26 protein-coding genes are annotated in these 21,940 nt (G+C 44.7%); 10 read left to right on the top strand and 16 right to left on the bottom strand.

What is annotated here, in order from left to right:
• The 13 genes from GVO60_RS02290 to GVO60_RS02230 are packed head-to-tail and all read right to left on the bottom strand — an operon-like array spanning position 1 to position 11,576.
• Entirely contained in the window at positions 1-624 is a 624-nt protein-coding gene (locus GVO60_RS02290; RefSeq protein WP_159650979.1) for a DUF3261 domain-containing protein, read from the bottom strand.
• Positions 621-2,960, bottom strand: a complete 2,340-nt coding sequence (locus GVO60_RS02285) for an MMPL family transporter (RefSeq protein WP_159650978.1) — start codon at positions 2,958-2,960, stop codon at positions 621-623. Before GVO60_RS02285 ends, GVO60_RS02290 begins: the two co-directional genes overlap by 4 nt.
• Entirely contained in the window at positions 2,932-3,540 is a 609-nt protein-coding gene (locus GVO60_RS02280) for an outer membrane lipoprotein carrier protein LolA (RefSeq protein ID WP_159650977.1), read from the bottom strand. The genes GVO60_RS02285 and GVO60_RS02280 overlap by 29 nt, the downstream gene beginning before the upstream one ends.
• Positions 3,537-3,986: an acyl-CoA thioesterase gene (locus tag GVO60_RS02275; RefSeq protein ID WP_159650976.1), complete on the bottom strand. Its 450-nt coding sequence runs from the start codon at positions 3,984-3,986 to the stop codon at positions 3,537-3,539. The genes GVO60_RS02280 and GVO60_RS02275 overlap by 4 nt, the downstream gene beginning before the upstream one ends.
• The gene (locus GVO60_RS02270; protein ID WP_159650975.1) at positions 3,986-5,539 is read right to left on the bottom strand and encodes an HAL/PAL/TAL family ammonia-lyase; all 1,554 of its coding nucleotides are present in this window, start codon (positions 5,537-5,539) and stop codon (positions 3,986-3,988) included. Before GVO60_RS02270 ends, GVO60_RS02275 begins: the two co-directional genes overlap by 1 nt.
• The gene (locus tag GVO60_RS02265; RefSeq protein WP_162596525.1) at positions 5,523-7,223 is read right to left on the bottom strand and encodes a glycosyltransferase family 2 protein; all 1,701 of its coding nucleotides are present in this window, start codon (positions 7,221-7,223) and stop codon (positions 5,523-5,525) included. The genes GVO60_RS02270 and GVO60_RS02265 overlap by 17 nt, the downstream gene beginning before the upstream one ends.
• A complete protein-coding gene (locus GVO60_RS02260) occupies positions 7,216-7,584 on the bottom strand; it encodes an ApeI family dehydratase (protein ID WP_159650973.1) in 369 nt (122 codons plus the stop codon). Before GVO60_RS02260 ends, GVO60_RS02265 begins: the two co-directional genes overlap by 8 nt.
• A gap of 14 nt (positions 7,585-7,598) precedes the next feature.
• Positions 7,599-8,969 carry an AMP-binding protein gene (locus GVO60_RS02255; protein ID WP_159650972.1) on the bottom strand — a complete coding sequence of 457 codons (1,371 nt, stop codon included), beginning with the start codon at positions 8,967-8,969 and terminating at the stop codon, positions 7,599-7,601.
• A gap of 5 nt (positions 8,970-8,974) precedes the next feature.
• A complete protein-coding gene (locus GVO60_RS02250; RefSeq protein WP_159650971.1) occupies positions 8,975-9,535 on the bottom strand; it encodes a COG4648 family protein in 561 nt (186 codons plus the stop codon).
• Positions 9,535-9,792 (bottom strand): acyl carrier protein, encoded by a 258-nt coding sequence (locus GVO60_RS02245; protein ID WP_159650970.1) that lies wholly within the window; start codon positions 9,790-9,792, stop codon positions 9,535-9,537. Before GVO60_RS02245 ends, GVO60_RS02250 begins: the two co-directional genes overlap by 1 nt.
• A 17-nt stretch (positions 9,793-9,809) precedes the next feature.
• Entirely contained in the window at positions 9,810-10,070 is a 261-nt protein-coding gene (locus GVO60_RS02240; RefSeq protein WP_159650969.1) for a phosphopantetheine-binding protein, read from the bottom strand.
• A gap of 16 nt (positions 10,071-10,086) precedes the next feature.
• Positions 10,087-10,851, bottom strand: coding sequence for a lysophospholipid acyltransferase family protein (locus tag GVO60_RS02235; protein ID WP_162596524.1), 765 nt, complete (start codon positions 10,849-10,851; stop codon positions 10,087-10,089).
• A complete protein-coding gene (locus GVO60_RS02230; protein WP_159650968.1) occupies positions 10,848-11,576 on the bottom strand; it encodes a beta-ketoacyl synthase chain length factor in 729 nt (242 codons plus the stop codon). The genes GVO60_RS02235 and GVO60_RS02230 overlap by 4 nt, the downstream gene beginning before the upstream one ends.
• Positions 11,577-11,648: 72 nt before the next feature.
• On the opposite strand from GVO60_RS02230, the gene GVO60_RS02225 reads away from it, so the two are divergent.
• The 4 genes from GVO60_RS02225 (at position 11,649) to GVO60_RS02210 (ending at position 14,752) form a co-directional block, all read left to right on the top strand.
• Positions 11,649-12,041, top strand: a complete 393-nt coding sequence (locus tag GVO60_RS02225) for a hypothetical protein (RefSeq protein ID WP_159650967.1) — start codon at positions 11,649-11,651, stop codon at positions 12,039-12,041.
• Between the two features lie 32 nt (positions 12,042-12,073).
• A complete protein-coding gene (locus GVO60_RS02220; protein WP_159650966.1) occupies positions 12,074-13,141 on the top strand; it encodes a class I SAM-dependent methyltransferase in 1,068 nt (355 codons plus the stop codon).
• Between the two features lie 26 nt (positions 13,142-13,167).
• A complete protein-coding gene (locus tag GVO60_RS02215) occupies positions 13,168-14,418 on the top strand; it encodes an NAD(P)/FAD-dependent oxidoreductase (RefSeq protein WP_159650965.1) in 1,251 nt (416 codons plus the stop codon).
• 82 nt (positions 14,419-14,500) lie between these two features.
• The gene (locus GVO60_RS02210) at positions 14,501-14,752 is read left to right on the top strand and encodes a DUF3081 domain-containing protein (RefSeq protein ID WP_159650964.1); all 252 of its coding nucleotides are present in this window, start codon (positions 14,501-14,503) and stop codon (positions 14,750-14,752) included.
• Positions 14,753-14,818: 66 nt separating this feature from the next.
• On the opposite strand, the gene GVO60_RS02205 is transcribed toward GVO60_RS02210, so the two are convergent.
• The gene (locus GVO60_RS02205) at positions 14,819-15,175 is read right to left on the bottom strand and encodes a MaoP family protein (RefSeq protein ID WP_159650963.1); all 357 of its coding nucleotides are present in this window, start codon (positions 15,173-15,175) and stop codon (positions 14,819-14,821) included.
• A 207-nt stretch (positions 15,176-15,382) separates the two neighbouring features.
• Between GVO60_RS02205 and GVO60_RS02200 the strand changes: the two genes are divergently transcribed.
• The gene (locus GVO60_RS02200; protein ID WP_159650962.1) at positions 15,383-16,276 is read left to right on the top strand and encodes a LysR family transcriptional regulator; all 894 of its coding nucleotides are present in this window, start codon (positions 15,383-15,385) and stop codon (positions 16,274-16,276) included.
• A gap of 46 nt (positions 16,277-16,322) precedes the next feature.
• Here GVO60_RS02200 and GVO60_RS02195 read toward each other — a convergent pair whose 3' ends face one another.
• Entirely contained in the window at positions 16,323-16,526 is a 204-nt protein-coding gene (locus tag GVO60_RS02195) for a hypothetical protein (protein ID WP_159650961.1), read from the bottom strand.
• Positions 16,527-16,677: 151 nt separating this feature from the next.
• On the opposite strand from GVO60_RS02195, the gene GVO60_RS02190 reads away from it, so the two are divergent.
• Genes GVO60_RS02190 through GVO60_RS02180 form a run of 3 tightly spaced genes read left to right on the top strand, consistent with a single transcriptional unit; the run spans position 16,678 to position 18,917 of the window.
• Positions 16,678-18,039 (top strand): DNA-3-methyladenine glycosylase 2 family protein, encoded by a 1,362-nt coding sequence (locus GVO60_RS02190; protein WP_263971942.1) that lies wholly within the window; start codon positions 16,678-16,680, stop codon positions 18,037-18,039.
• A complete protein-coding gene (locus GVO60_RS02185; protein WP_159650960.1) occupies positions 18,036-18,512 on the top strand; it encodes a methylated-DNA--[protein]-cysteine S-methyltransferase in 477 nt (158 codons plus the stop codon). The genes GVO60_RS02190 and GVO60_RS02185 overlap by 4 nt, the downstream gene beginning before the upstream one ends.
• Before the next feature lie 3 nt (positions 18,513-18,515).
• A complete protein-coding gene (locus tag GVO60_RS02180) occupies positions 18,516-18,917 on the top strand; it encodes a hypothetical protein (protein ID WP_159650959.1) in 402 nt (133 codons plus the stop codon).
• On the opposite strand, the gene nhaD is transcribed toward GVO60_RS02180, so the two are convergent.
• A complete protein-coding gene (gene nhaD, locus GVO60_RS02175; protein WP_159650958.1) occupies positions 18,918-20,351 on the bottom strand; it encodes a sodium:proton antiporter NhaD in 1,434 nt (477 codons plus the stop codon).
• A gap of 381 nt (positions 20,352-20,732) precedes the next feature.
• Here nhaD and GVO60_RS02170 point away from each other — a divergent pair, with 381 nt between their 5' ends.
• A complete protein-coding gene (locus GVO60_RS02170; protein ID WP_159650957.1) occupies positions 20,733-21,470 on the top strand; it encodes a nucleoside recognition domain-containing protein in 738 nt (245 codons plus the stop codon).
• Positions 21,470-21,937: a YjiG family protein gene (locus GVO60_RS02165; RefSeq protein ID WP_159650956.1), complete on the top strand. Its 468-nt coding sequence runs from the start codon at positions 21,470-21,472 to the stop codon at positions 21,935-21,937. The genes GVO60_RS02170 and GVO60_RS02165 overlap by 1 nt, the downstream gene beginning before the upstream one ends.
• Positions 21,938-21,940: the final 3 nt, after the last annotated feature.

Below are 21,940 nucleotides of genomic sequence, written 5' to 3'. Positions count from 1 at the left end.
CTATGGTGTTAGTGGCGCTATTTGGCGTTGGAGTGTGGTGATTGTGATGGTGTAATCATCTTTTAGGTGATGAAAACGAATTTCCCCAGCGAGCTTATCTGCGTTGCTGTATTGAATATCAATCACTTGTTCACCAGCGCTATTGAAAATAGCTCTTGAATTCTCTGTGTCAATTATCTGCCACTTTACCTTATTTAGTGGGGCTTCCCAAGCAGAACTCGGCCACAGCGTGATCATTAGATTGAAGAGTACTTGTTCTGGTTGAGGGAGAACACCTTTTAGACCAGTCAGTAATTCCGTTGAAATCTGGTCGTCTTGATATTCAAGAGAGAGAATACGGGTTCCCCAAGAAGAAAAGCCCGCCAAGACCAATTTGTCGGCGTTTACTTGTAATTGAACTGGAAGTTGCTCGCTTCGTTTTGATTCATCGGCGCTCCAAGTGGCGACGATCAGTTGGCTAGCTGTTAGAGAGTAGCCAAGTGAGCGAGCTGAAGGCAGTTGAACGCTGACTTTATCATTGAGTGCGACTTCGGGTGTTTGGCTTTGTGGCATCGCTGTGCAGGCACTGAGCATTAATGCCAGAGCGGCCGTCTTGAGCGTTTTAAATTTACCGTCCAATATCATGATTTCTCCATGCGGCTATTGATCGCCAAAGGTGAAAGTAGCCAGGCAACAAAAATACCACTGAGTACGGTTATTCCAAAGCTGTGAATCGCATGTGTTTGACTCAATGCGAGTAAACCAAACGACAGTAGAGTCGTCATGGCAGATAAGGTAATCGCCAACAAAGTACTGTGGCTACGTGCTTTTTCTGCAAAAAAGAGGGTGTAGTCGATGCCAATACCAATGATTAGTATCAGAGCCAGTAGGTTGAACAGGTTCAAGGTTGACCCTAACGCTGATGCCGTCGCCAAACCTGCCACACAGGCAATGACTGAAGGGAGTAGAATCAGACAACCATGACGCAGCCCATAACGTTTGAATAATAGCGCTGCAATTACACTAAGAGCGAGCACGAGTAACTCCATCACTTTAACGCGATAGTCAGCGAACAGCGCTGAGATCTCTTCCGCTTTGTTTAAGTAGCTGACATCTGATTCACTATTAGCGAATGCCTTGACGATGGCTGGATTTGTGAGTTCATTGAGCATAATAACGCTCGCAACTTGCCCATCGATATTGCCCACATAGAGGAAGCGAACTGGCTCAGACACAGCTTGCTGTAGGTAACTTTGTACCGAAATAGGTGAGAAGTCTGCATCAAAGCTTGGCTGTGTTGCTAGGCCTAAGGTTTGTGCTAAGGGCTCTCCTTGAGAGGCGTATAGCTGCTCAATCAGTTCAAAATCACTCTGCTGCGTTTTGGTTGCAGTGAGATACTGAGAAAGGCTCTGGTAGCTTTTCATTAACCCATTCGTTTTCCATGTATCTAACGTTACGCTCAAAGATTCTAAACGCTGCATCAATGCTTCATCATTTGGCGCTGTCACAACGAGCATTTGCTGGGACGACTGTAATCCACTGAGCTGAGTGATAAAGGTTTCTTGCTGCTTAAGTTGCTCAGGCATGGCTTGAAGTTGACGAATATCGTCATCGTAATGAAGCTGACTCAGTGGCCAAGCGCTCATCAGTAAACATGCAACGGGTAAACCGATTCGAGTTGAAGGCTTTGCCCAAACCGTAAGCCAAGCTTGCCAAAGTGATAGACCCGGCAGCGGGCGCGATTGACTTGGCTTTGCTGCTAGGATTGGATACCAAGCGAAGACAGTTGCATAGGCGCCGACAAGGCCAACCGACGAGAATAAGGCCAATTGTTGCAGCCCAGGAAAAGGCGCAATCAACATACCTAAGTAGCCAATTAGACTGGTAACAAGCCCCATGGTGATGGCCGCAAATATATGCTTGAGCCCTTGTTGGCTATTCCACTTTTCTCCCGCGGCTAAACGTTCAGTCAGATAATGAAAGGCGTAGTCGATAGATACACCGATTAAGCTAGCTCCAAATACCAGACTAAATAGGTGAACCGTTCCAAACAGCCAAGTGGTGACAGACAAGGCGGCAATAAGGCCGACAGAAATAGATAGTAACGCCAGTGAAAGTGGCGTAACGCTACGAAAAACGAAGACAAATAGAGCTATTACGCCGAGCAAAGAAAACAGTCCAATGGTGCTGATTTCAGATTTAGCGCTCTGAGTTCCAAATTCTGCGTAGAAGAGGACACCTGTGTGGTAAATCGTCGCTTGATAGTTTTGCTTTAAGTCTTGTTCAATCTCCTCAATCTGGCGTACGCCTTGCTGCGCGGTCAAGCTATAAGGTGAGTCCTTGAGTGTGGCTGTGATCAAAATGTAACTTTGACCATCTTGCTCGACCGTTAAAAAATTATCTTTTAAGACGAACGCTGAGTTTTTCTGGCTTACGTTACTCAGGTAATCACGAAACAGTAAAAATGGGTCATTGCTTAACTCTTGACCTGTCACCCCAGAGAATGGGTTATAGAGTGATTGAAGCACATGTTGGACTTGCGCTTGAGGTTGCTCTGACAACTGCTGACGTTGTGCGGGAGTTAACTGTTGGAAGCGGTGCTCAAAATAGTATTTGGCCCACTGACTTTGTTGTTCTGCCCCAATTTGACCTGTAACTTCATTGAACAGCTGTGTTTGCGTAAGTGATTGGCTGAGCTTTGCTGCTGCCTGAGTGAGTTGCTCTTGCTCAGGGGTCGTGATAACAAATACCACCTTATCACTCATATTATTTGAAACGGATTTAAATGCTTGTTCAGCCACCGGATTTTGCTGATTTTTTGGCAGCAGTTTGAGGATGTTCGTTTCAATTGGAGAGTGAGCAGTACCAAGCCATTGCTGTGCGAGTAAGGCTAGGAAAAGTAAAACGATTCCTAGCCAACTGTATGCGATTAGTTTACTGCTAAACCCAGAGTTAGAAGCTGAATTGTGCTTGTTCAGCATCGGTCAATTCCTCTGGCTGAGATGTTTGGTTACTAAATTGGATTTCAGTCTTATCACCGCGAAGTTCTTGCAGTTCAAGCTTGTCGATGTCATCGCGTCCAGTAAGCCGAATGTGTTTGAAAACTGCATTTAAAGGCGCTTGCTTTGGTGATAGTAGAAGTGTCCACTGACCTTCCGAGACGGAAAAATCCATTTCAAACTGCGCTTTTAACGCGTCAGTATTTCCATGAAAGACGTCGAGAAATACATGGCTAAAGTAGAAAGCCATTGGGTTCTCTTTAGCGGTGATAATTTGCGGTGCTTGACCTGAGAATGTTTGGCGAAGCTTGTTTTCTGTCAGGACTAAGTTGACCGGGAATGGCGTATTTTGCTGCCATAACAAGCCATCTGATTTACTGAGTGTAAAGCGACCTTGGGATGTCAGTGGCAGTTCAAACATCTCTAAATGACGAGATTGAGTAAAGTCACCGCGTACGATATTACTTTTCGCCAGTTGCTGTTGCAGTGAAGGTAAATCGGTCACTTCTGCACTAACAAAAGGAGAGACGCAGATGAGCATCAGCGAGAGCCATTTTTTCATTGTTCAACACTCCCGGTTTGATGCCATTGGCTTACTTTGTCCATGAAAACCTTCGGCGAGACAAAACACATCTCTTGTTTTTCAATTGAAACCGCGACTTGAGTTGTGTGTGCTTTACACATTCGTTGTCCAGTCTCGGCGTCATAGATAACGTAATCGACACGCAACCTGTTTTCCCACTCAGTGAGCTTGGCGCAGACACGAATTGTATGGTTAAACGGAATCGCTTTTACGTACTTAACGCGAGTATCAATGATAGGCCACATGTAACCTGACTCGTTCATCGCCAAATAACCATAGCCAATCTTATCCATCATCACGCGGCGAGCTTCCTCAAAGAAGCGGAAGAAGTTGCCATGATAGATGACGCCCATTGGATCCGCATCTTGGAATGAGGTGACCATAGTCACCTCAGCTTCAAGTGGGTATTGAATCTCTTGATCCATTACGCCTCCGGATACAATGACCAGTGGCGCTGCTGAATTCGCGAGATGAAGTGGCGCAGATCGTGTTCTAACGGGCGATCTTCAGCGACAAATTCAAACTCACTTAATACGGCATCACGAATCATTTTAAGATTGTCGCTCATGTGCTGCTCATCGAGCTCATTGTGACGACGGCGAATCTCAACCGCTTGAATACTTGCTAGTAGAGAGGCTGCAGCAACTTGTTCAGTCAGCTCTAGCACTCGGATACAGTCGCGCGCAGCAATCGTACCCATGCTCACTTTGTCTTGGTTGTGACATTCGGTTGAGCGTGAGAACACACTCGCTGGCATGGTGTGTTTCAATGCTTCTGCTGTCCAAGCTGAAATACCAATTTGCACTGCTTTGAAGCCGTGGTTGATTGGTTTACGCTCACCTTCTGCCCCAGTTAAGTTGAAAGGCAAACCGTTGTTGAATTTGTAATCCATCAACTGAGCCATTTGACGATCAAGCAGATCCGCTAAGTTAGCGATGCCTGTTTTAAGCGTATCCATCGCCATCGCAATATGGCCACCGTAGAAATGACCACCGTGAAGAACGCGTTCGTTGTCGCCGTCGATGATTGGGTTATCGTTGGCGCTGTTTAGCTCGTTCTCAATCATTGAACGCAGCCATGGCAGGGAATCTTGCACCACACCAATCACGTGCGGAGCACAACGTAGTGAGTAGCGGTCTTGCAGGCGGTCACTGTTGCGTGGTGGGCGCTCTGCTTTGAGATCGTCACGTAGCCATGCAGCCACTTGTTGTTGGCCTGGATGAGGTTTCACTGCGAACAGGGCTTCGTCAAAATGGAAGTCATTGCCATGCATGCCAACCGAGACCATTGCAGTAATCTTGGTACACAATTGAGCTAAGTATTCTGCACGTTTGTAGGCTAAACAAGCCAGAGCCGTCATGACCGATGTGCCGTTCATCAATGCTAAGCCTTCTTTTGGCTTTAGTTGAATCGGAGAAATACCCAGCTCAGCAAATACTTCTGTAGTAGGGCGCTCTTTACCCTTATAAAGCACATCGCGTTCGCCGATCAAAGCTGCAGCAAGATAAGAAAGAGGTGTTAAATCACCACTGGCACCCACCGAACCTTCTTGTGGAATACGCGGCGCAATATCGTGATTAATCAGTGTGATGATTTGATTTAATAGATCGTGACTGACACCAGACACGCCTTGTGCCAATGAGCATAAACGTGTCGCAAGTACCGCTCTTGCTTGCTCATGGTTTAGTACTTCGCCAAGGCCACAGCCGTGAAAACGCGTCAAATGGAGTGGTAGCTCGTCGACAAGATTAGGTGGAATCGCAACCGTACACGAATCTCCGTAGCCCGTGGTTACACCATAAATCACGCCTTCTTCTTTCAGCAGTCGCTCTAAGAACGCGACGCCACGGTCGATTTTCGCTGTAAATTCTGCAGAGTTGTTGAGTTTGGCGTTCGAGCCTTGTGCAATTGCAACGACATCTTCAATCGTGAGTGCTTGTGCGCCAAAGGTGATAGCGTGGTTATTTTGCGTCGTCATCTTGCTGATTACTTAATGTCCAAAAGTTGAAAAAATTATACCACTGCAATGGAGCTTGCAAGGTGTAGTGTTCAAGTCGATTTGCGTAGCGCTGTACTACGTCTTGGAGCGCTTGCTGACGCTCTTTTCTAGGTAAGGCAATTTTATCGCTAAAATGTTCAAAGTAGACGTTAAAATGCGGTGTTTCACTATGATCGTCTCTTAATCCAAACAAGAGATAAACCGGGGCTTTTAACACGGAGGCTAACATAAATGGGCCTTGCGGAAACGGCGCTGGTTTACCTAGGAAATCAGCCCAAATTGAGCGGCTCTCTTTGCTGGTGGATGTCCTATCGCCAACGATCACAACCCATTCGCCCTGCTCAATCTTCTGCTGCAATAGAATTGCGGTATCTGGCCCCATGGTGCTGACCTGAATCAAATTGAGCTCTGAGTTAGGGTTGACCGCTTTCATAACCGCGTTAAAACGTTCAGCGTGCTCAGTAAAGACAAGAGCATTAATTTTGATATGAGAATGACGTCGGCTGAGTGCCCGGCATAGTTCGATATTGCCAAGGTGAGATCCCAATAGCAGCACACCTTGTTTATTGTCGACGATCTCTTGGAAGTGTTCTTGACCGTGAATGGTTAAGTTGTCGACGCTAAAGTCGCCTTTCCATGCCGCAAGTTTGTCGAGCATAGTATGGCCGAATGACAACAGATGCTGGTAACTATCTAGATCCGCTGGAAGCTGAATCGATTGTTGCTGAGCATAGTGTTTAAGCTGATCTAAGTAGATTTCTGAGGCTTGTTTAGCATCTTTCCCGGTTAGGTAGTAGTAACGCATAACCAGTTTAAGAATCACGTTAAAGGCTTTTCTTCCGAGCAGGCTATAAATGGCTAACATCAATTTGATGCCGATAACTGTGCCTTGCTCTTGGCGTTTAGACCAATGGTTTTGCTCTGTTCGGCCACGCTTTCTAGCCAGTAGCTTAGGGATACGCGGCAACATGCCAAAGAATAAGCGCGTATGCATCCAACTAATTTTGACGTTATCCCAAAGTACATCAAAGTGGGATATTCCATCTTCTGGATAGATGACGCGAGTCTCTACAAAGTCGACCTCTACCCCTTCCCAATATAAGCGCACCATGATTTCAGTGTCGAAATCCATTCTTTGACCAATCTTGTACTTGTTGAGCAGCGCAATGGTTGGTGCAATAGGGTAAGAGCGGAAGCCGCACATACTGTCTTTGAGTGATAAAGAGAGCGTTTCAATCCATACCCAAATGTGGGTTGCATAACGGCCGTACAAGCGCGATTTAGGTACGCTTTCATCGTAGATAGGTTGGCCGGAAATCAGGTGCGTGGGTTGGCTCTCTGATGCTGAAATTAGCTCAGGAAGCGCTTTAATATCGTGTTGACCGTCTGCATCAATTTGAATCGCGTGGCTGTATCCGAGCTGATTAGCCTGACGGATACCTGCGATGACCGCGCCACCTTTGCCTTGGTTTTCATCAAGGGTTAGTAAGGTAACGTTATCGAGTACTTCGACCTCTTTTAATGCTCGCTTGGTTTCTGGGTCACTGCCGTCGTCAACAATGATAAAAGGGAAGTTAAAACTGTGTAGTGACGACACCACAGCAGCAATAGTGCCACCGTGGTTGTAGCAAGGGATCAGAAAGCAAGGCTGAAAATTATTCACTTTTCTCACCCAATTTCATCTTTCCTGAAGAGTGAGTAACGATTTGATCGTCGTGAACTGAGGTGTATTTAAACGCTAATTTTTGTCGCTCCACATCCCAAGTCAAATCGAGCAAGACTTCTGCATCTGGCAGGATTGGCTCTTGGAATTTGATCACTTCCATCCCTTTAAATGTCTCTGGCGTTTGAAGATGCTCGATAGCGTAATACAAAGCCCAATCGATCTGACTGACACCAGGCAGTAGAGGGAAGTGAGTAAAGTGACCTCGAAAATCAAGAATATCGGCATCGACTTTGAGTGACAAAGTGACGCTGTTTTCTCGAATTTCAATATTCGTAATGGTGGGTTTTCTTTTATCCATATTCGAGTCAAATCTTATGATTGGAATAGTTTTTCTATTTCTGAAACTTGACGTTTACCTTGGCTATTTAAAGGCACTTCGTCAACTAAACGGAATTTTCGAGGTATCGCAATTGGCTCTAACCAGTCACGCAGAGCTTTGCGCAAGGCTAGCCAAAACTTCCCTTTGCCAAGTTTTTCTAATTCGTCATTACCAATATCTGTTAAGACGATAACAGCACAAAGTGATAGTCGGTTGGTATCTGAAATGGCAATGACCGCGCTCTCTTCAATCCATTCTAGCTGTTCTAAGCGTTTTTCCACTTCAACCAAAGAGACGCGTTTTTCTTCAACTTTGACGATACGGTCTGTTCTGCCACGCAGTTCAAAGGTCACTTTATCATGGAAATAACATTCGTCAGCAGTTTGGTACCAATGCTCTCCATCTATATGAGGAGACTTGAGCCTTAAGCATCGTTCACTGTTTATCTCAGCCTCGATGCCAGGGAAGAGAGTCCAAGGTGTTGTCGAGCTGTGCTGCTGGCGATAAGCAATACCACCGGTCTCAGTACTGCCAAACACTTCCATCGGTAAAGTGTTGAACAGGCTCTTGCTGTGTTGGGCAGCATTATTGGGGAGCGGACCACCAGAAGAAAAAATGGCACGTAACTCGGCTTGACTGTGTTCATCATTGAGTCGTTTCAGCAGCGCCGGGCTACTGATCAATGTTGTGTCGATATTGGCGTGTTGAACGACTTGCTCAGGGAATTCAAGATTGTAGACCGCGAAAGGGCGTCCGGCGCACAGTGGCCAAAGGACGCGGAACAGCAATCCGTAGATATGCTGATGAGAAACGGTACTCTCGATTTTGCTGTCTGCGAGCTGCGCACCCCATAGGCTTTCCAAAATCGCGATTTCAGTGTCGAGTTGTAGAAGACTTTTGGTGATGGCTTTGGGTTTACCACTAGAGCCAGAAGTAAACAGAGTAATCTGGCACGGCTGAGCAGATAGCGATGACCATGACGGAACGCTTGATTTATTACCAATAACTGGGTTGATGGTCTGAATATCGCCAGTTAGATGAATTGCGTCATTGTGCAGCAATAGATCGAAGTGTTCACTGAGTTCACGCACGGCTTCAGGTTGGTAGTTTCCGGGTAGTACGATGGACTTTTCTGCGTAACAGCAAGAATAAAAGCTCACAGCGAACTGGTAACTATCACCAAAACATAGCGCGACACGCTGAGCTGGTAGCGCCAATAGGCGCTGAGTATTTTGCGCGACATCTGCTTGAAAATCGGCCCATGTGAAAACGTGGTCTGCGACAAAGGCGACCTTATGCTGCTTGGGTCTTTTTGCAGAGAGTAGCTCCGTCATAGGAGAAAAATGATGATTCGCTAGACTCATGATGTTTACTGGTCCTTTCGAACAAACTGGCGAACAATCCACTCACCAGCAAATAGGCTACCAGCAAGAAGGTAGCTGATTAAGCCGTTGTATAGAGTCCATAATTCAAGTGGCTGGAAACAGGTATAGAGCGCAATCAAGCCGTTTAAGACAAAGAATCCGCACCACACTTTGGTTACTTTGCGTGTGTATCTGACGCCGCTTTCTGGTAACTCTGGCTCTTGAAGCCTAGCTAAGCGCTCAATAATGGTTTGAGATTGATTTAGGCTGCTAGCAAATAGGATCAACATACAGACGTTGACGACTACAGGGTAAAACGTTAACCAACCATGCTGCTTAAATACAATTCCGAGTCCCACTAGCGTAATGCCGGTGATCGCACTGATCTGGGCAACTTGCTTGAGTTCTTTGAGTTTGCTGCGCTGAACGAAGAGTAGACGGGCTCCTAAGGCGGCGATAAGAAATATCCCCACCCAGGAAAGACCGAATTTATCGATGCCAAAATAAACGGCGAATGGATATGCAAGTAGGACAACTGCAGACAGAGCTGTCAGCAATTGTCGCATTATGCTTCCTTAAGAAGCTCAGTGACTGCATTCACAACATCATCGACAGTACGAACTGTACTAAATTCTGCTGGTTTGATTTTCTTGCCTGTCACGTTTTGTAGGTGAACAACAAGATCAACAGCGTCGATACTGTCTAAATCTAAATCTTGATATAAGTGTGCTTCAGGTACGATATCTGCGGCATCAATCTCAAATAATTCTTCAAGTGCGTCCTTCACTTGGTTAAATACTTGTTCTTTGTTTACATCTGTCATGAGAAAGTACCTACGAATTATTCGCTGATCTGCGAAGAAATATATTTTGCTAGATTGCTGACTGAAGCGAAGTGTTCACGTGTATTAGAATCATCCGCATCAATGACAATATTGTATTGCTTCTTAATCGCTAATCCCAGTTCTAGCGCGTCAATAGAATCCAAACCTAGACCATCTCCAAAAAGTGGTGCGTCAGTTTCAATATCTTCGATGGTCAGATCTTCAAGATTTAGAGCATCAATAATAAGTTGTTTAATTTCGTTGTGTAATTTTTCCACTGGGACCTGCTTGTGACTATTGGTTTTCTGGAAAGAGGGTTTCACTTAAATGTTGCTGCAAACGTCGCGCGGCAATCGTAGGTGACGTAGTTTGCTCTATAAATGGCTTAACCTCAACTTTATCCTTAACTTCGACGAGGAAAAAGGGTTTTGTTGGGGGGACTTGATACCACTTTTTCTCTTTTGTGAGAAAACTCGGAGTTACCGTAATATGAACTAGACGCAAATCAGTTTCTGTTCTTACGGCTATTTGCGCAGAGCCTCGTTGTAATTTCGATTTTATACCAGGTGTTGTGCGTGTTCCTTCAGGGAAAACCAATAACACATTACCTTGCTCAAAACGTTCGGAGCAGATGGCAAGTAGATCATCGGGTGTTTCATTTGGAATGTAACCCGCTGCTTTGACAATGTGTTTCATAAAAGGGTTAGCCCAGATGGCGGATTTGACTAAACAGTCACACCGCTCTAGTTGAGAGGCGATCAGTACATAGTCGATTAGGCTAGGGTGGTTGGCAACAATCAGGCAGTTTTTATCTTGCTTGAGAATTTCCCCACCAATAATTTTGTAATCGATCGCGCCAGTAAATTTCATGAGGCGACAAAAACTGTGGAATGAACGCTGGATAGCGCCTTGCACTCGGTACTCTCTTTCCGTTTGGTTGCGACTAGAAAGAGAGATTAAAGGAATAACAATAAAGCTGAGAGCCAGTCCACCGGCCCCAAATACTGAAAAGCAAAATCCTGTTGCGAACACACGCCAGTATTGGTTTAGTTTGTTCATTGCTTCTGCCAAATCCATATTTGATTTGGAGCCTGAAGTGTCCACTGAGTCTGCTCTGACAGGAAATAGCGAATAAACTCAAGCCCTTGAGGTTGCTTTGGTTCTGCGTCTGTCGTACTTGTGGCCTTAGAAAAACGGTACTCATCACCTTTAGAAAGCACCAAACCTAGCGCGTAACCTTGGTAGGTTTGGTTTTCGTATTGTTCGTACACATCCGGCAGTGGCTCATCAAAATCCACTAACAATACTTTGTGGTCTGGGTGGTTTTCGAGGTATGCCCACGCTTCCACCATCGCACTTTGGAAGGTATTTTCACCTGCGGCAATGGAGGTCAACGGAATAGGTTTTTTGGTTGCAATGGTCGCGAGACCTGCGGCGGTGTTGTGAACAGATTGAGAAAACGCCATTGGAGAGGCTTCTTCACCAGCCACAATCTCTTCTATTAATTTTGCGCTTCTGGCGAGTTCACCATGACGACTGGCAAAGACTAAATAGTCGACATCGTATTGATTGAGCAATTCAATACTGGTTTGGACTGCCATTTTACTCAAGTTACTCATTCTTCGACGCATCATTGGCGGGACAGCAGAAACGTCCACTTTTCCTTCTGATGGCCATTCAAGTGTTTGGCTCCACGTTTTCCAGTCGTCTGGTTGAGATAAGCCGCTAGAGTGCGCTAGCCATGCGTTGATCTTAAAAGAGAGTTTTATGTCTGAATTTGGCATAAGATATTGAATTATTGCTCTACGACGAAATACTATTACTGAACTACTTAGTAAAATAAAGGAACCATGATTATGTCACCATTAAAATTACTTAGCTCATTGCTGTTGGCTCTATTACTGGTCGGTTGTGGACGCGTCCAACCAGTGATGAATATCGAGGATACTCCAGTTGCGTATAATCTTCAAAATAAACAAGTAAAAGCGGCAATTATGCAAGCTGCAATGGATCGCGGTTGGGTTGTGGAAGAAGTGGGTCCAAACGAATTAAACGCAAAATTGTTGGTTCGTGACCACTTTGCTGAAGTGAAAATTCCATTTAATGAAAAGTTTTACTCAATTATTTATCTCAACTCAGAAAACTTGAAAGCAGATGATGGCAAAATCCATCGCAATTATAATCGTTGGGTTAATAACTTAAACGTTGATATTAAACGTAAACTCTCTTCAACTGCTGCAATGCAGTAGTCTTTTAGATTCACTATTAGTTAGGTTTTTCCGTGATACATAAAAAAAATGACCCGTTTAACGCTCTAGAAGCGAAAACAGAAGCTCAAAAACTTTCTTTTGCTCCGATCGTGTTTCATACAGCACGAACATTACGTGATTTAGGCATTTTGTCTGCACTTGATAAGGCTGGAGAGAAAGGTTTGAGTGCCCCTGAAATCGCTGCTCAAACTGGCGTATCGGAATATGGCGTTAAGGTGCTACTTGATATGGCCATTAGCGCTCATATTGTTTTATGGGAGAAGCCTAACTATTCGATGGCAAACCTAGGATTCTTTTTGCTACATGATGGTATGACGCAAGCCAACATGGACTTCACCGCGGATGTTTGTTACGCCGCTATGATGCATCTAACAGAATCGATTACAGAGGGTAAACCAGCTGGCCTTAAAGAGTTAGGTGACTGGGAAACCATTTATCAAGGTTTATCAAAACTGCCTGAGAAAGCGAAAGAGAGTTGGTTTAAATTTGATCATTTCTATTCAGATCGTTCTTTCCCAGTATTGCTGGAAGAAGTGTTCAAATCTGAGCCTAAAAAAATTGTCGATATTGGCGGCAATACGGGTAAGTGGGCAATGCAATGTTGTGGCTATAGCTCCGATGTTGAAATTACTATCGTCGATTTACCGCAGCAATTAGAAATGGCAATGGCGAACGCAGAGCAACATGGCTACCAAGATCGCGTTCATCCATTCCCAGCTAATATGCTAGATAAGAAACAATCGCTGCCAGAATTCGCCAATGTTTGGTGGATGAGTCAGTTCCTTGATTGTTTCTCGCCAATGGAAATTCTTAGCATCCTTAAACGCGTCAAGCAGCAACTTCGTCCTGGTGATTCGGTGTACATTCTCGAACTATTTTGGGATGCGCAAAAGTACGACGCTGCATCATACAGTTTGAATGCGACGTCGCTCTATTTCACTTGTCTTGCGAATGGTAACAGCCGTTTCTATCGTAGCGATGACTTCTTGGAAATTATCGAAGAAGCCGGTTTAGTGATAGAAGAGCGTACAGACAATATTGGCCTTGGCCACACTTTGTTAAAACTTAAAGCGCAGTAATGGCGCTCTAATCAAAAATAATAATTATGAAAACAGAATCTACTCAAGTTGTCGTTGTTGGCGCAGGGCCTTCGGGCTCTACCGTTTCTGCATTATTGAAAGCTCAAAATGTTAGAGTGATCGTGATAGAAAAAGCGCAATTCCCGCGCTTTTCTATTGGTGAAAGTTTGCTGCCTGCCTGCATGGAAGTGGTTGAACAAGCCGGGATGACTCAGGCGGTTGCTCAGCATGGTTTCCAATATAAAGATGGTGCAGCGTTTCGTCGTAATGGCGTTTATAGCCAGTTTAACTTTACGGAAAAATTCACTTCTGGCCCGGGAACAACCTATCAGGTTCAGCGAGGCAGTTTTGATAAAGTGTTGGCTGACAGTGCGGTTAGCCAAGGGGTAGAGATTCGTTATCAACATGAACTGCTGGAGCTGGAGTTTGTTGGTCAACGCTCTTTGCTGACAGTCAAAGGTGATGATGAATCCTTGTATCAAATCGAGGCGGATTTTGTCCTTGATGCAAGTGGCTTTGGTCGCGTTTTACCACGTATGCTGGAGTTAGAAGAACCTTCTTGTTTGCCTCCACGCAAAGCCATTTTTACTCATATCGTCGATAACATTGACGAGAAAAAAAGTGAGTATGATAGGAATAAGATTCTGATTTCTGTCCATCCTGACAACCAAGATGTTTGGTATTGGTTGATTCCATTTTCAAATGGTATTTGTTCGTTTGGTGTGGTGGGCGAGCCAGCATTCTTTGAAAACTATTCGTTAGACAACCTTGAAGCCCTCAAGCAGATCGCCAATGAAGAACCTGGCTTGGCGGATTTATTGGCTCAGGCAGAGTACCCAAATCCTGCTGGGGAACTTGGCGGTTATTCTGCAAACGTGAAACATCTGGCGACACCACATTATGCGCTGCTCGGTAACGCTGGAGAGTTTCTTGACCCTGTGTTCTCATCTGGTGTCACCATAGCGATGAAATCGGCTCAGATTGCGGCTGAGTGTGTTGTAAAGCAGTTAAAGGGTGACAGTGTCAACTGGGAGAAAGAGTATGCGCAACCTCTAATGGTCGGCGTGAATACTTTTAGAACTTATGTAGAAGGTTGGTATAACGGCACGCTACAAGAGGTTATCTTCCATCAAGATCCGAATCCTCGTATCAAGGCGATGATTAGCTCTATTCTTGCAGGCTATGCTTGGGATACAAACAACCCTTACGTTAAAAATAGTCAACAACGTTTGGATACCTTGGCAGAAGTGATTCGCCAAAGTAAAAGTGACAACTAATTTGATGTCGCTCAAGGGATAAATTGGCGAATTATTCTCCTTCTGCTCATACTTGAATTGTGCAGATCTAGGAGAAGCAGCCATGAAAAATGAACTTGATCCGACCAAAGTGTTGCAGGCTTACGAAAACGTAATGGCCAATGGTACGCCTACTGAATATGGGAAAATGTATGAAGGGGTAGAAGCCTTCTCTGATTATGACGGTTACAACGTCTATATGCGGGGAAATGGGGTGGAGTTAAAAGTGGGTTTCCATAACACTTACCATCTTGAGTATGACCAAGAGCATTTACGCGATTCGTTTTTGAAAAAAGTCGCTCTCCTCGCTAAATAGTATTGATGGAATTCGCTGCTAAATAATAAAGCCCCTTCGCTTACGCCAAGGGGCTTTAGAGAAAGATTAGTCTTCTTCAACCAGTACCGAATCTTCAGAATAGTCTTCTGTCGCATCTGGTTTTGAACGGCCGTTTAAGGTGTGGAAGCGTTTACGACCACGAGCCAGTTGAACATACTTCAACCAAACGCGTTCTAATTTGGTTTTTGCTTTGCCTGGGTTCTCCAGAACTTTTACGAAATGTTTCTCTTCCGAGTTATCCGCAATAATTTCACCTGATTCCAGACCAAGCATAGTGTCGCCATAAAGCATTAGAATTTCTTCTTCTGCAAGCGTAAAATCACCAGACTTAGCAAAGCCTCTCGGAAACTTAGTGTTGTCGTAAAAACGTTTTTTGCCGTGACGGAATTGAGTGTCAGACATTATAGTAGCCTCTATAACCTACATTGATTGATTGCCCTAAACGGTACAAGGCGAAAATTAGGCTGAAATTTAACAAAAAGAAAACAAAACCTTTTTATCGTGACTATTGAACAGTTTTATGAAACTTAGATAACAATTTGTTTAATTGGAGATAAGTATTTCTTTATTTTTTGCTACTCTTGGAAGATTGCACCCCGAGGAATTTAGATGGACGTAAAAGTCTTTAGAACGTTCTTAGAACTAGCTAACGTTCGCCATTTTGGCCGTGCCGCAGAGAACTTATACATTACTCAAGCAGCGGTTAGTGCTCGTATTAAACAGCTCGAGAGTTATTTTGATACTCAGTTGTTTATTCGTGATCGAAATAACATCAAGCTCACTTCTGCTGGAGAGCGCTTGATCGGTTACGCAGAAGTTATGGTGACGACCTTACAACAAGCAAAACTCGAGTTGTCGTTAGAAAGCGGCAAAGCACTGCAGTTGACATTAGGCGGGACACCAAACGTTTGGGATGCTTATCTACAAAACTGTTTGAGCTTAGTAACGGATGAGTTCGAAGGATATGGTTTCATGGCTGAGATTATGGGCCGTGAAGCACTTAATCGTAGCTTGCAAGAACGCACTCTGGATATGGCATTTGCCTTTGATCAAATCAAAGCGGATGAGCTGAACTGTAAGAAAGTCGCTGATGTTGTTTTAGTGTTGGTATCGACCAAACAAAATGACGTGGCGCATGTATTCCAAGATAAATACGTTTACGTTGATTGGGGAACGCGATTTGCCTCTGAGCATGCAGAGCGTCACCCGAAAATCCCTGCACCTTATTTGCGTACTTCTACGGCGCGTATCGCGTTGGATTTCATTTTAGAAAAAGGTGGTAGTGCGTACCTTCCAGCTTCTTTGGTTGAACCTTTCCTTGCGAGCGGCCAATTGCTTAAAGTGGCTGATGTGGAAGATTGGTGTCGTCCAATTTATCTCAGCTACCGTAAAGCGAGCACTTCTATCGAGGCGATTAAACAGGTGGAAGAGTTGGTGAAAACGATCGACCCTGTCACCGCATACAGTCTTCAACAAATGGCGGAGCTCCCGACAGAAGAATAGAAAAAACCTCGGTTCGCCGAGGTTTTTTATTGCCAGCCGTGTTGACCTAGAGGCTCATCAAGCTTTCGATGGACTCTTCAATGCTGAGGTCATGATAGGAATGAACACTGTGCCCATCTGAGGCATCGATTAAGATTCGATGTATGTTGGATGGCCCGTGTTGGTCAATAATGTTGAGTGTTTGTTCGACGTTATCACACGTCATAATGAGATCGTCATTAAGCACGACAGTGCATGAGTGCAGGTTCATAGCCAACTTCCTTATTATTTATAGTCTGCCTTTTTAATTTAGAAGATATTTTCCATATCGCCAACGTTATTCAGTTCCGAAAATGGCTAGTATTGTCAGCAGAGTTGATTAGACTTGCTTACATCGACGGAATGAATCAAAGGTAGTTGTTGTGAACGGATTGTCTGAGCTAAGTACTAAAGAGTGTCAACGGGCTCGAATGGCGAGAGATGCTCGTTTTGATGGTCGTTTTTATGTGGCGGTGAAAAGCACGGGGATATTTTGTCGTCCTATTTGTCCGGCGAATTTACCTAAAGAAGAGAATGTCGAATACTACATCGAGAAGGCACAAGCGTTGCAAGCGGGTTATCGCCCGTGTCTGCGTTGTCGACCAGATAGTGCGCCGAGTTCTTGGGCATGGAAAGGGGTTGAGACAACCTTTCAACGTTCTCTTAAGTTGATAGAGCAGGGTGAACTGCAAACCACCAGTTTGGCCGATTTGGCTGACCGATTGGGCATCAGCGATCGTTATTTAAGGCAACTCTTTCAAACACATTTAGGGATGTCACCTAAGCAGTATGCGCTCTATCATCAATTGATGTTCGCTAAGCAATTGCTTCATTCTAGTTCAATGTCTATTACCGATATCGCATTCGCCAGTGGTTTTGGCAGTGTTAGGCGTTTTAATGATGCTTTTAAATCAGTGATGAAACTCACGCCAAGCCAAATTCGTAAACAACAGACCCAACAAGATGAAACTAACTACATTGATCTTGCGTATAAAGGCCCGCTAGATTGGCAACACATGTTGGATTTTTATCAGCTAAGGGCAGTGCATGGTTTGGAGCAAATTGATGGGCAAAGTTATCAACGCTCCTTTGTGCTTGATGGCGTTAAAGGTTGGTTCAAGATAGCGCCCACCAAAATCGGTGTTATGCGTGTTGAGTTCATTTTGGATGACACTCGAAAATTAAAAGCTTTAGTTAATCAACTGCGAAGAATGTTTGACTTGGATACCGATGTGTTGAGTATTGAGCAGCAGTTAAATGAGCTCAATCCGAACTTGATTAATCGAAGTGGAATTCGAATTCCGGGTGTATGGAGTTGTTGGGAAGCCGGTGTAAGAGCGATTTTAGGTCAACAGGTCTCAATAAAAGCGGCGATTGGACAGTTAAATTTATTGGTTTCAACACTACAACCAGAGGGAGACTATCATTTTCCTACACCTAAAGAGATAAGTGCCGCTGATTTGAGTTTTTTACGCATGCCGCAAAGTCGTAAAGAAACTTTGCTACGCTTTGCCCAGTTCATGGAAGCTAACCCAAACGCTTCATTAGATGAGTGGTTGAGCTTGAAAGGGATTGGCCCTTGGACTGTGAATTATGCCCGACTGCGGGGTGCTTCAGAGCCAAATTGTTTTTTAGATGGAGATTTAGTGGTTAAAAAAGCCATGCAGAAATTTCCCCAACTTAATATTGAATCAGTGACCCCATGGGGAAGCTACGCTACTTTTCACTGCTGGAGCCACGCATGAATACACGTTACGTTACCTTTGACACGGCATTGGGAAAAATGACATTGCAGTCGAACGATTTAGGTTTGTTAGGGGCTTGGTTTGAAACTCAGACAACGCAGCCAAAAGAGTTAGGTGAATATTGCGAAACTGATCCTATACTTAATAATGCAATCAAACAGTTACAGGAGTATTTCTCCGGCTCTAGAACAGATTTTTCGCTTCCTCTCGCTGCGAAAGGGACAGAGTTTCAGCAAAAAGTATGGCAGGCATTAACCACGATACCGTATGGGGAAACATGGAGTTATCAAGACTTAGCTGATGCGATAGAGAATCCTAAAGCGGTACGTGCCGTTGGGCTCGCAAATGGCAAAAACCCTATTTCCGTGATTGTTCCTTGTCATCGCGTGATTGGAAAAAATGGCAAACTTACTGGTTATGCGGGCGGTGTCGAACGCAAAGCCAAACTTCTCGATTTAGAAAAAATGGAGTAGCGAATGGGTAAACAGCACTGGGCAGCAGCGATGTTCATATCTAGCGTGCTATCTTCTGCTCTTGTCGGCTGTTCAGAAGAAGAAGCCGTTCGGATGCTGAATAAACAGACCTATCAGTTTACAGGTGTATTTGAAAATCAGTACAACGATGATTTGTTAGAGTTTTCTGACGCACAAGTCACTTTCGTTCGAGAGGGGCACCTCGACATGACCAAACCTTTTGAAGTCAAAGATAATTATTTGACGATCACTATGCGCAATAGTTCTAAAGAGAAGCGTGAAGATATTGTGATGAGAATTCATGGTCAAAGTGAAGTGCTGACGTGCAGTATCTGCGCGAAGTATCAACTGGCGAGTACCTGGCAAAAGCGCGATTTCACGCCTTTGCCAGTCGACCAAAAATAATTAGAAAAGGTGAGTGTTGAGCATCATATGGACCACGATGCTCGCACCGTATCCGAGGGCAATCACAGGCATCCATTTGAGATGACCAAAGAAGGTGTATTTTCCGTGGGCTGCACCCATTAATGCAACACCCGCCGCCGAACCAATTGAAAGTAAACTCCCGCCAACTCCCGCCGTTAATGTAACGAGTAACCAGTTGCCCATCGATAAAGTTGGTTCCATTGTCAGTACTGCAAACATTACTGGAATGTTATCCACAATAGCAGAAAGAATACCAACCATGACATTTGCCCAAACTGGATCCCATTGGGTATACATCACTTCAGAAATCATTCCTAGGTAACCCAATAGGCTAAGGCCGCCGACACACATTACAACGCCGTAGAAGAAAAGTAGTGTGTCCCACTCCGCATGGGAGACTCGTCTAAAGACGTCAAATGGGACAACAGACCCAAGGCGTTTTAGGGCGTGATCATCGCGATTGGCAATGGCCAGTGCCGCTTTCTTATGCAGTGACGCTTTGAGTGTACGGCGTAGGAAAAAGCCAAAGAACTGAAGATAAGCAAGCCCCATCATCATGCCGATGACTGGAGGGAAGTGCAGCACAGCGTGGAAAGCCACCGCTGTTGCAATGGTCAAAATAAACAGCCCTACAATACGCATCGCCCCACGTTTTAGCTCAACATGTTGGTGCACCACATTGGGTTTGGTGCTCGGAACAAAGAACGACATGATGAGCGCAGGTATTAGGTAATTGATAACAGAAGGCAAGAACAGCGGCATAAATTCAGCGAAGGAAACATGCCCTGCTTGCCATACCATCAAGGTGGTAATATCGCCAAAAGGACTGAATGCACCGCCCGCATTGGCAGCGATCACGATATTGATACACGCTAGATTGATGAAGCGAGAGTTGTCACCCGCCACCTTCATTACCACTGCACACATCAGTAGAGCGGTCGTTAAGTTATCAGCAATGGGAGAAATGAAGAAAGCGAGGATACCGGTTAGCCAAAAGAGGGATTTAAAATTGAAGCCTTTACCGACCATCCAAGCTTGCAGCGCATCAAATAACCGCCGCTCTTCCATCGCACTGATGTATGTCATCGCAACCAACAAGAACAGCAATAACTCGGCGTACTCGAGCAGGTTATGTTCTAGCGCAGCTTTCGCTACTTCAATTTGATCATGCTGAGAGTAAACATAACCAATCATGGCCCAGATAATACCGGCGGCCAGCAATACGGGTTTGGATTTTCGTAGCTGCAGGTATTCCTCTAGCATAACCAAAGCGTAGGCAATGGTGAAAATGATGAGGGCAGCATAACCAATAGTTGATTGGGTTAAGGGTAAGGTTTCGCCTGTAGCACTAGCAGCAAAGGCGGTTATGGGGGACAGCAATAAAGCGATAAAGACTGACCACTGCAATTTCATACTTCCACTCCTTGAAGAATGATTGTTGTTATACCCAAATAACCTCAATGAGGGGGGAGATAGAAGTTACTTGGGTATAAAGCAATGGCCTTCTAGTTTAATGGGCTTTTTCATATCGGTATGTGAGATAGGTTTGATCTGATTGAATTATCATCATTTTTTAATTTCAGGTGACAAAGTTATGAATCAATGTGATATGCAATGTTGAACTATTTGAGTGGTGATATGTCCCTTTTTAGCTCGTTATCACAAAATATGATAATGAATTAAAGCTTATTAATAGTTCGTATCGCTATTTGATAAGGATCATCCCCACGCCGTACTCTTTAATTCAAGATCCCTGTGTGTTCTGTTCCATATAGCAAATTACATAGGTGATATATGTCTAATCCAAATCCAATCGATCGCAAGGTGACGTGGGGTTGTTACCTCGCACTTGCGTTTGCTGTCGTATTCTTTTCAGGGGCGATGAAGTCTAATGAGTGGTACGGCGTACTTGATTTTACAACGCTTAACGGCTCATTTGGCAAGGTCGCATACGATGTCAAAGAGACGGCTGAAGGGGTTGAAGCTGCAACGACCTCACTACGCGGTAAAGGTGGTAGCGGTGCTCGTGACGGTTTTATCTTTGCACTTACGCTGATCCCGACCGTGATGTTTGCACTGGGCGTGATTAATGTTCTTGAACATTATGGTGCGCTTGATGCAGCACGTAAGTTGTTGACTCCTCTACTTCGCCCTCTAATGGGTATTCCAGGAAGTTCAGGTCTTGCGCTTATTGCGTCATTGCAAAGTACCGATGCTGGTGCAGCCATGACTCGTCAGCTAAAAGATGAAGGGCGATTGACCAAGCGTGAAACGGATGTGTTCACTATGTTCCAGTTTACTGCCGGTGCAACCATTGTTAACTTTTTCTCTTCTGGCGCAGTGCTGTTTACGCTAACTCTTGCTGATGGCTCTACAGCTGTGACTTCATCAATCGGTCTTGCTGTTGCCATCATGTTCATCTTCAAGTTTGTGGGTGCTAATTTATTCAGAATCTACCTCAACATCACAGAAGGTAAAGAAGATAAGCAAGACAAAGACAACGCACAGAATCTGAAAGAGGAAACAGCATAATGAGTGAAGTAAAAGCGAAAAAACCTATGGTGACCGATATCTTCGTTGAAGGTGCTAAAAAGGGTTGGGTAATTGCAACGACTTCAACCGTGCCTAACGTTTTGATGGCATTTGTGATCATTAAAGCGTTGCAGATTACGGGTGCACTTGATCTGATGGGAACGGTTTTCTCTCCGGTGATGGCGGTGTTTGGTCTTCCTGGTGAAGCGGCGGCGGTATTGATTGGCGCTTGGATGTCGATGGGCGGCGCTGTTGGTGTTGTCATCACTTTGTTTGACCAAGGTATTCTAAACGGTGCGCACATTGCTATTTTGGCACCAGCTATTTACCTGATGGGTTCTCAGGTGCAATACATGGGGCGCATCATGGGGCCTATCGGTACGGAAGGTCGCTATATCCCAGTGATGATTGCTATCTCTGTGTTGAATGCGTTTGGCGCAATGCTTGTTATGAACCTATTCGTGTAAGGG

The organism is Vibrio atypicus, assembly GCF_009811315.1.
Lineage (GTDB): Bacteria > Pseudomonadota > Gammaproteobacteria > Enterobacterales > Vibrionaceae > Vibrio > Vibrio atypicus.
The sequence above is the reverse complement of the archived record's forward strand: the minus strand, read 5'-3'. Positions and strand labels throughout refer to the sequence as shown.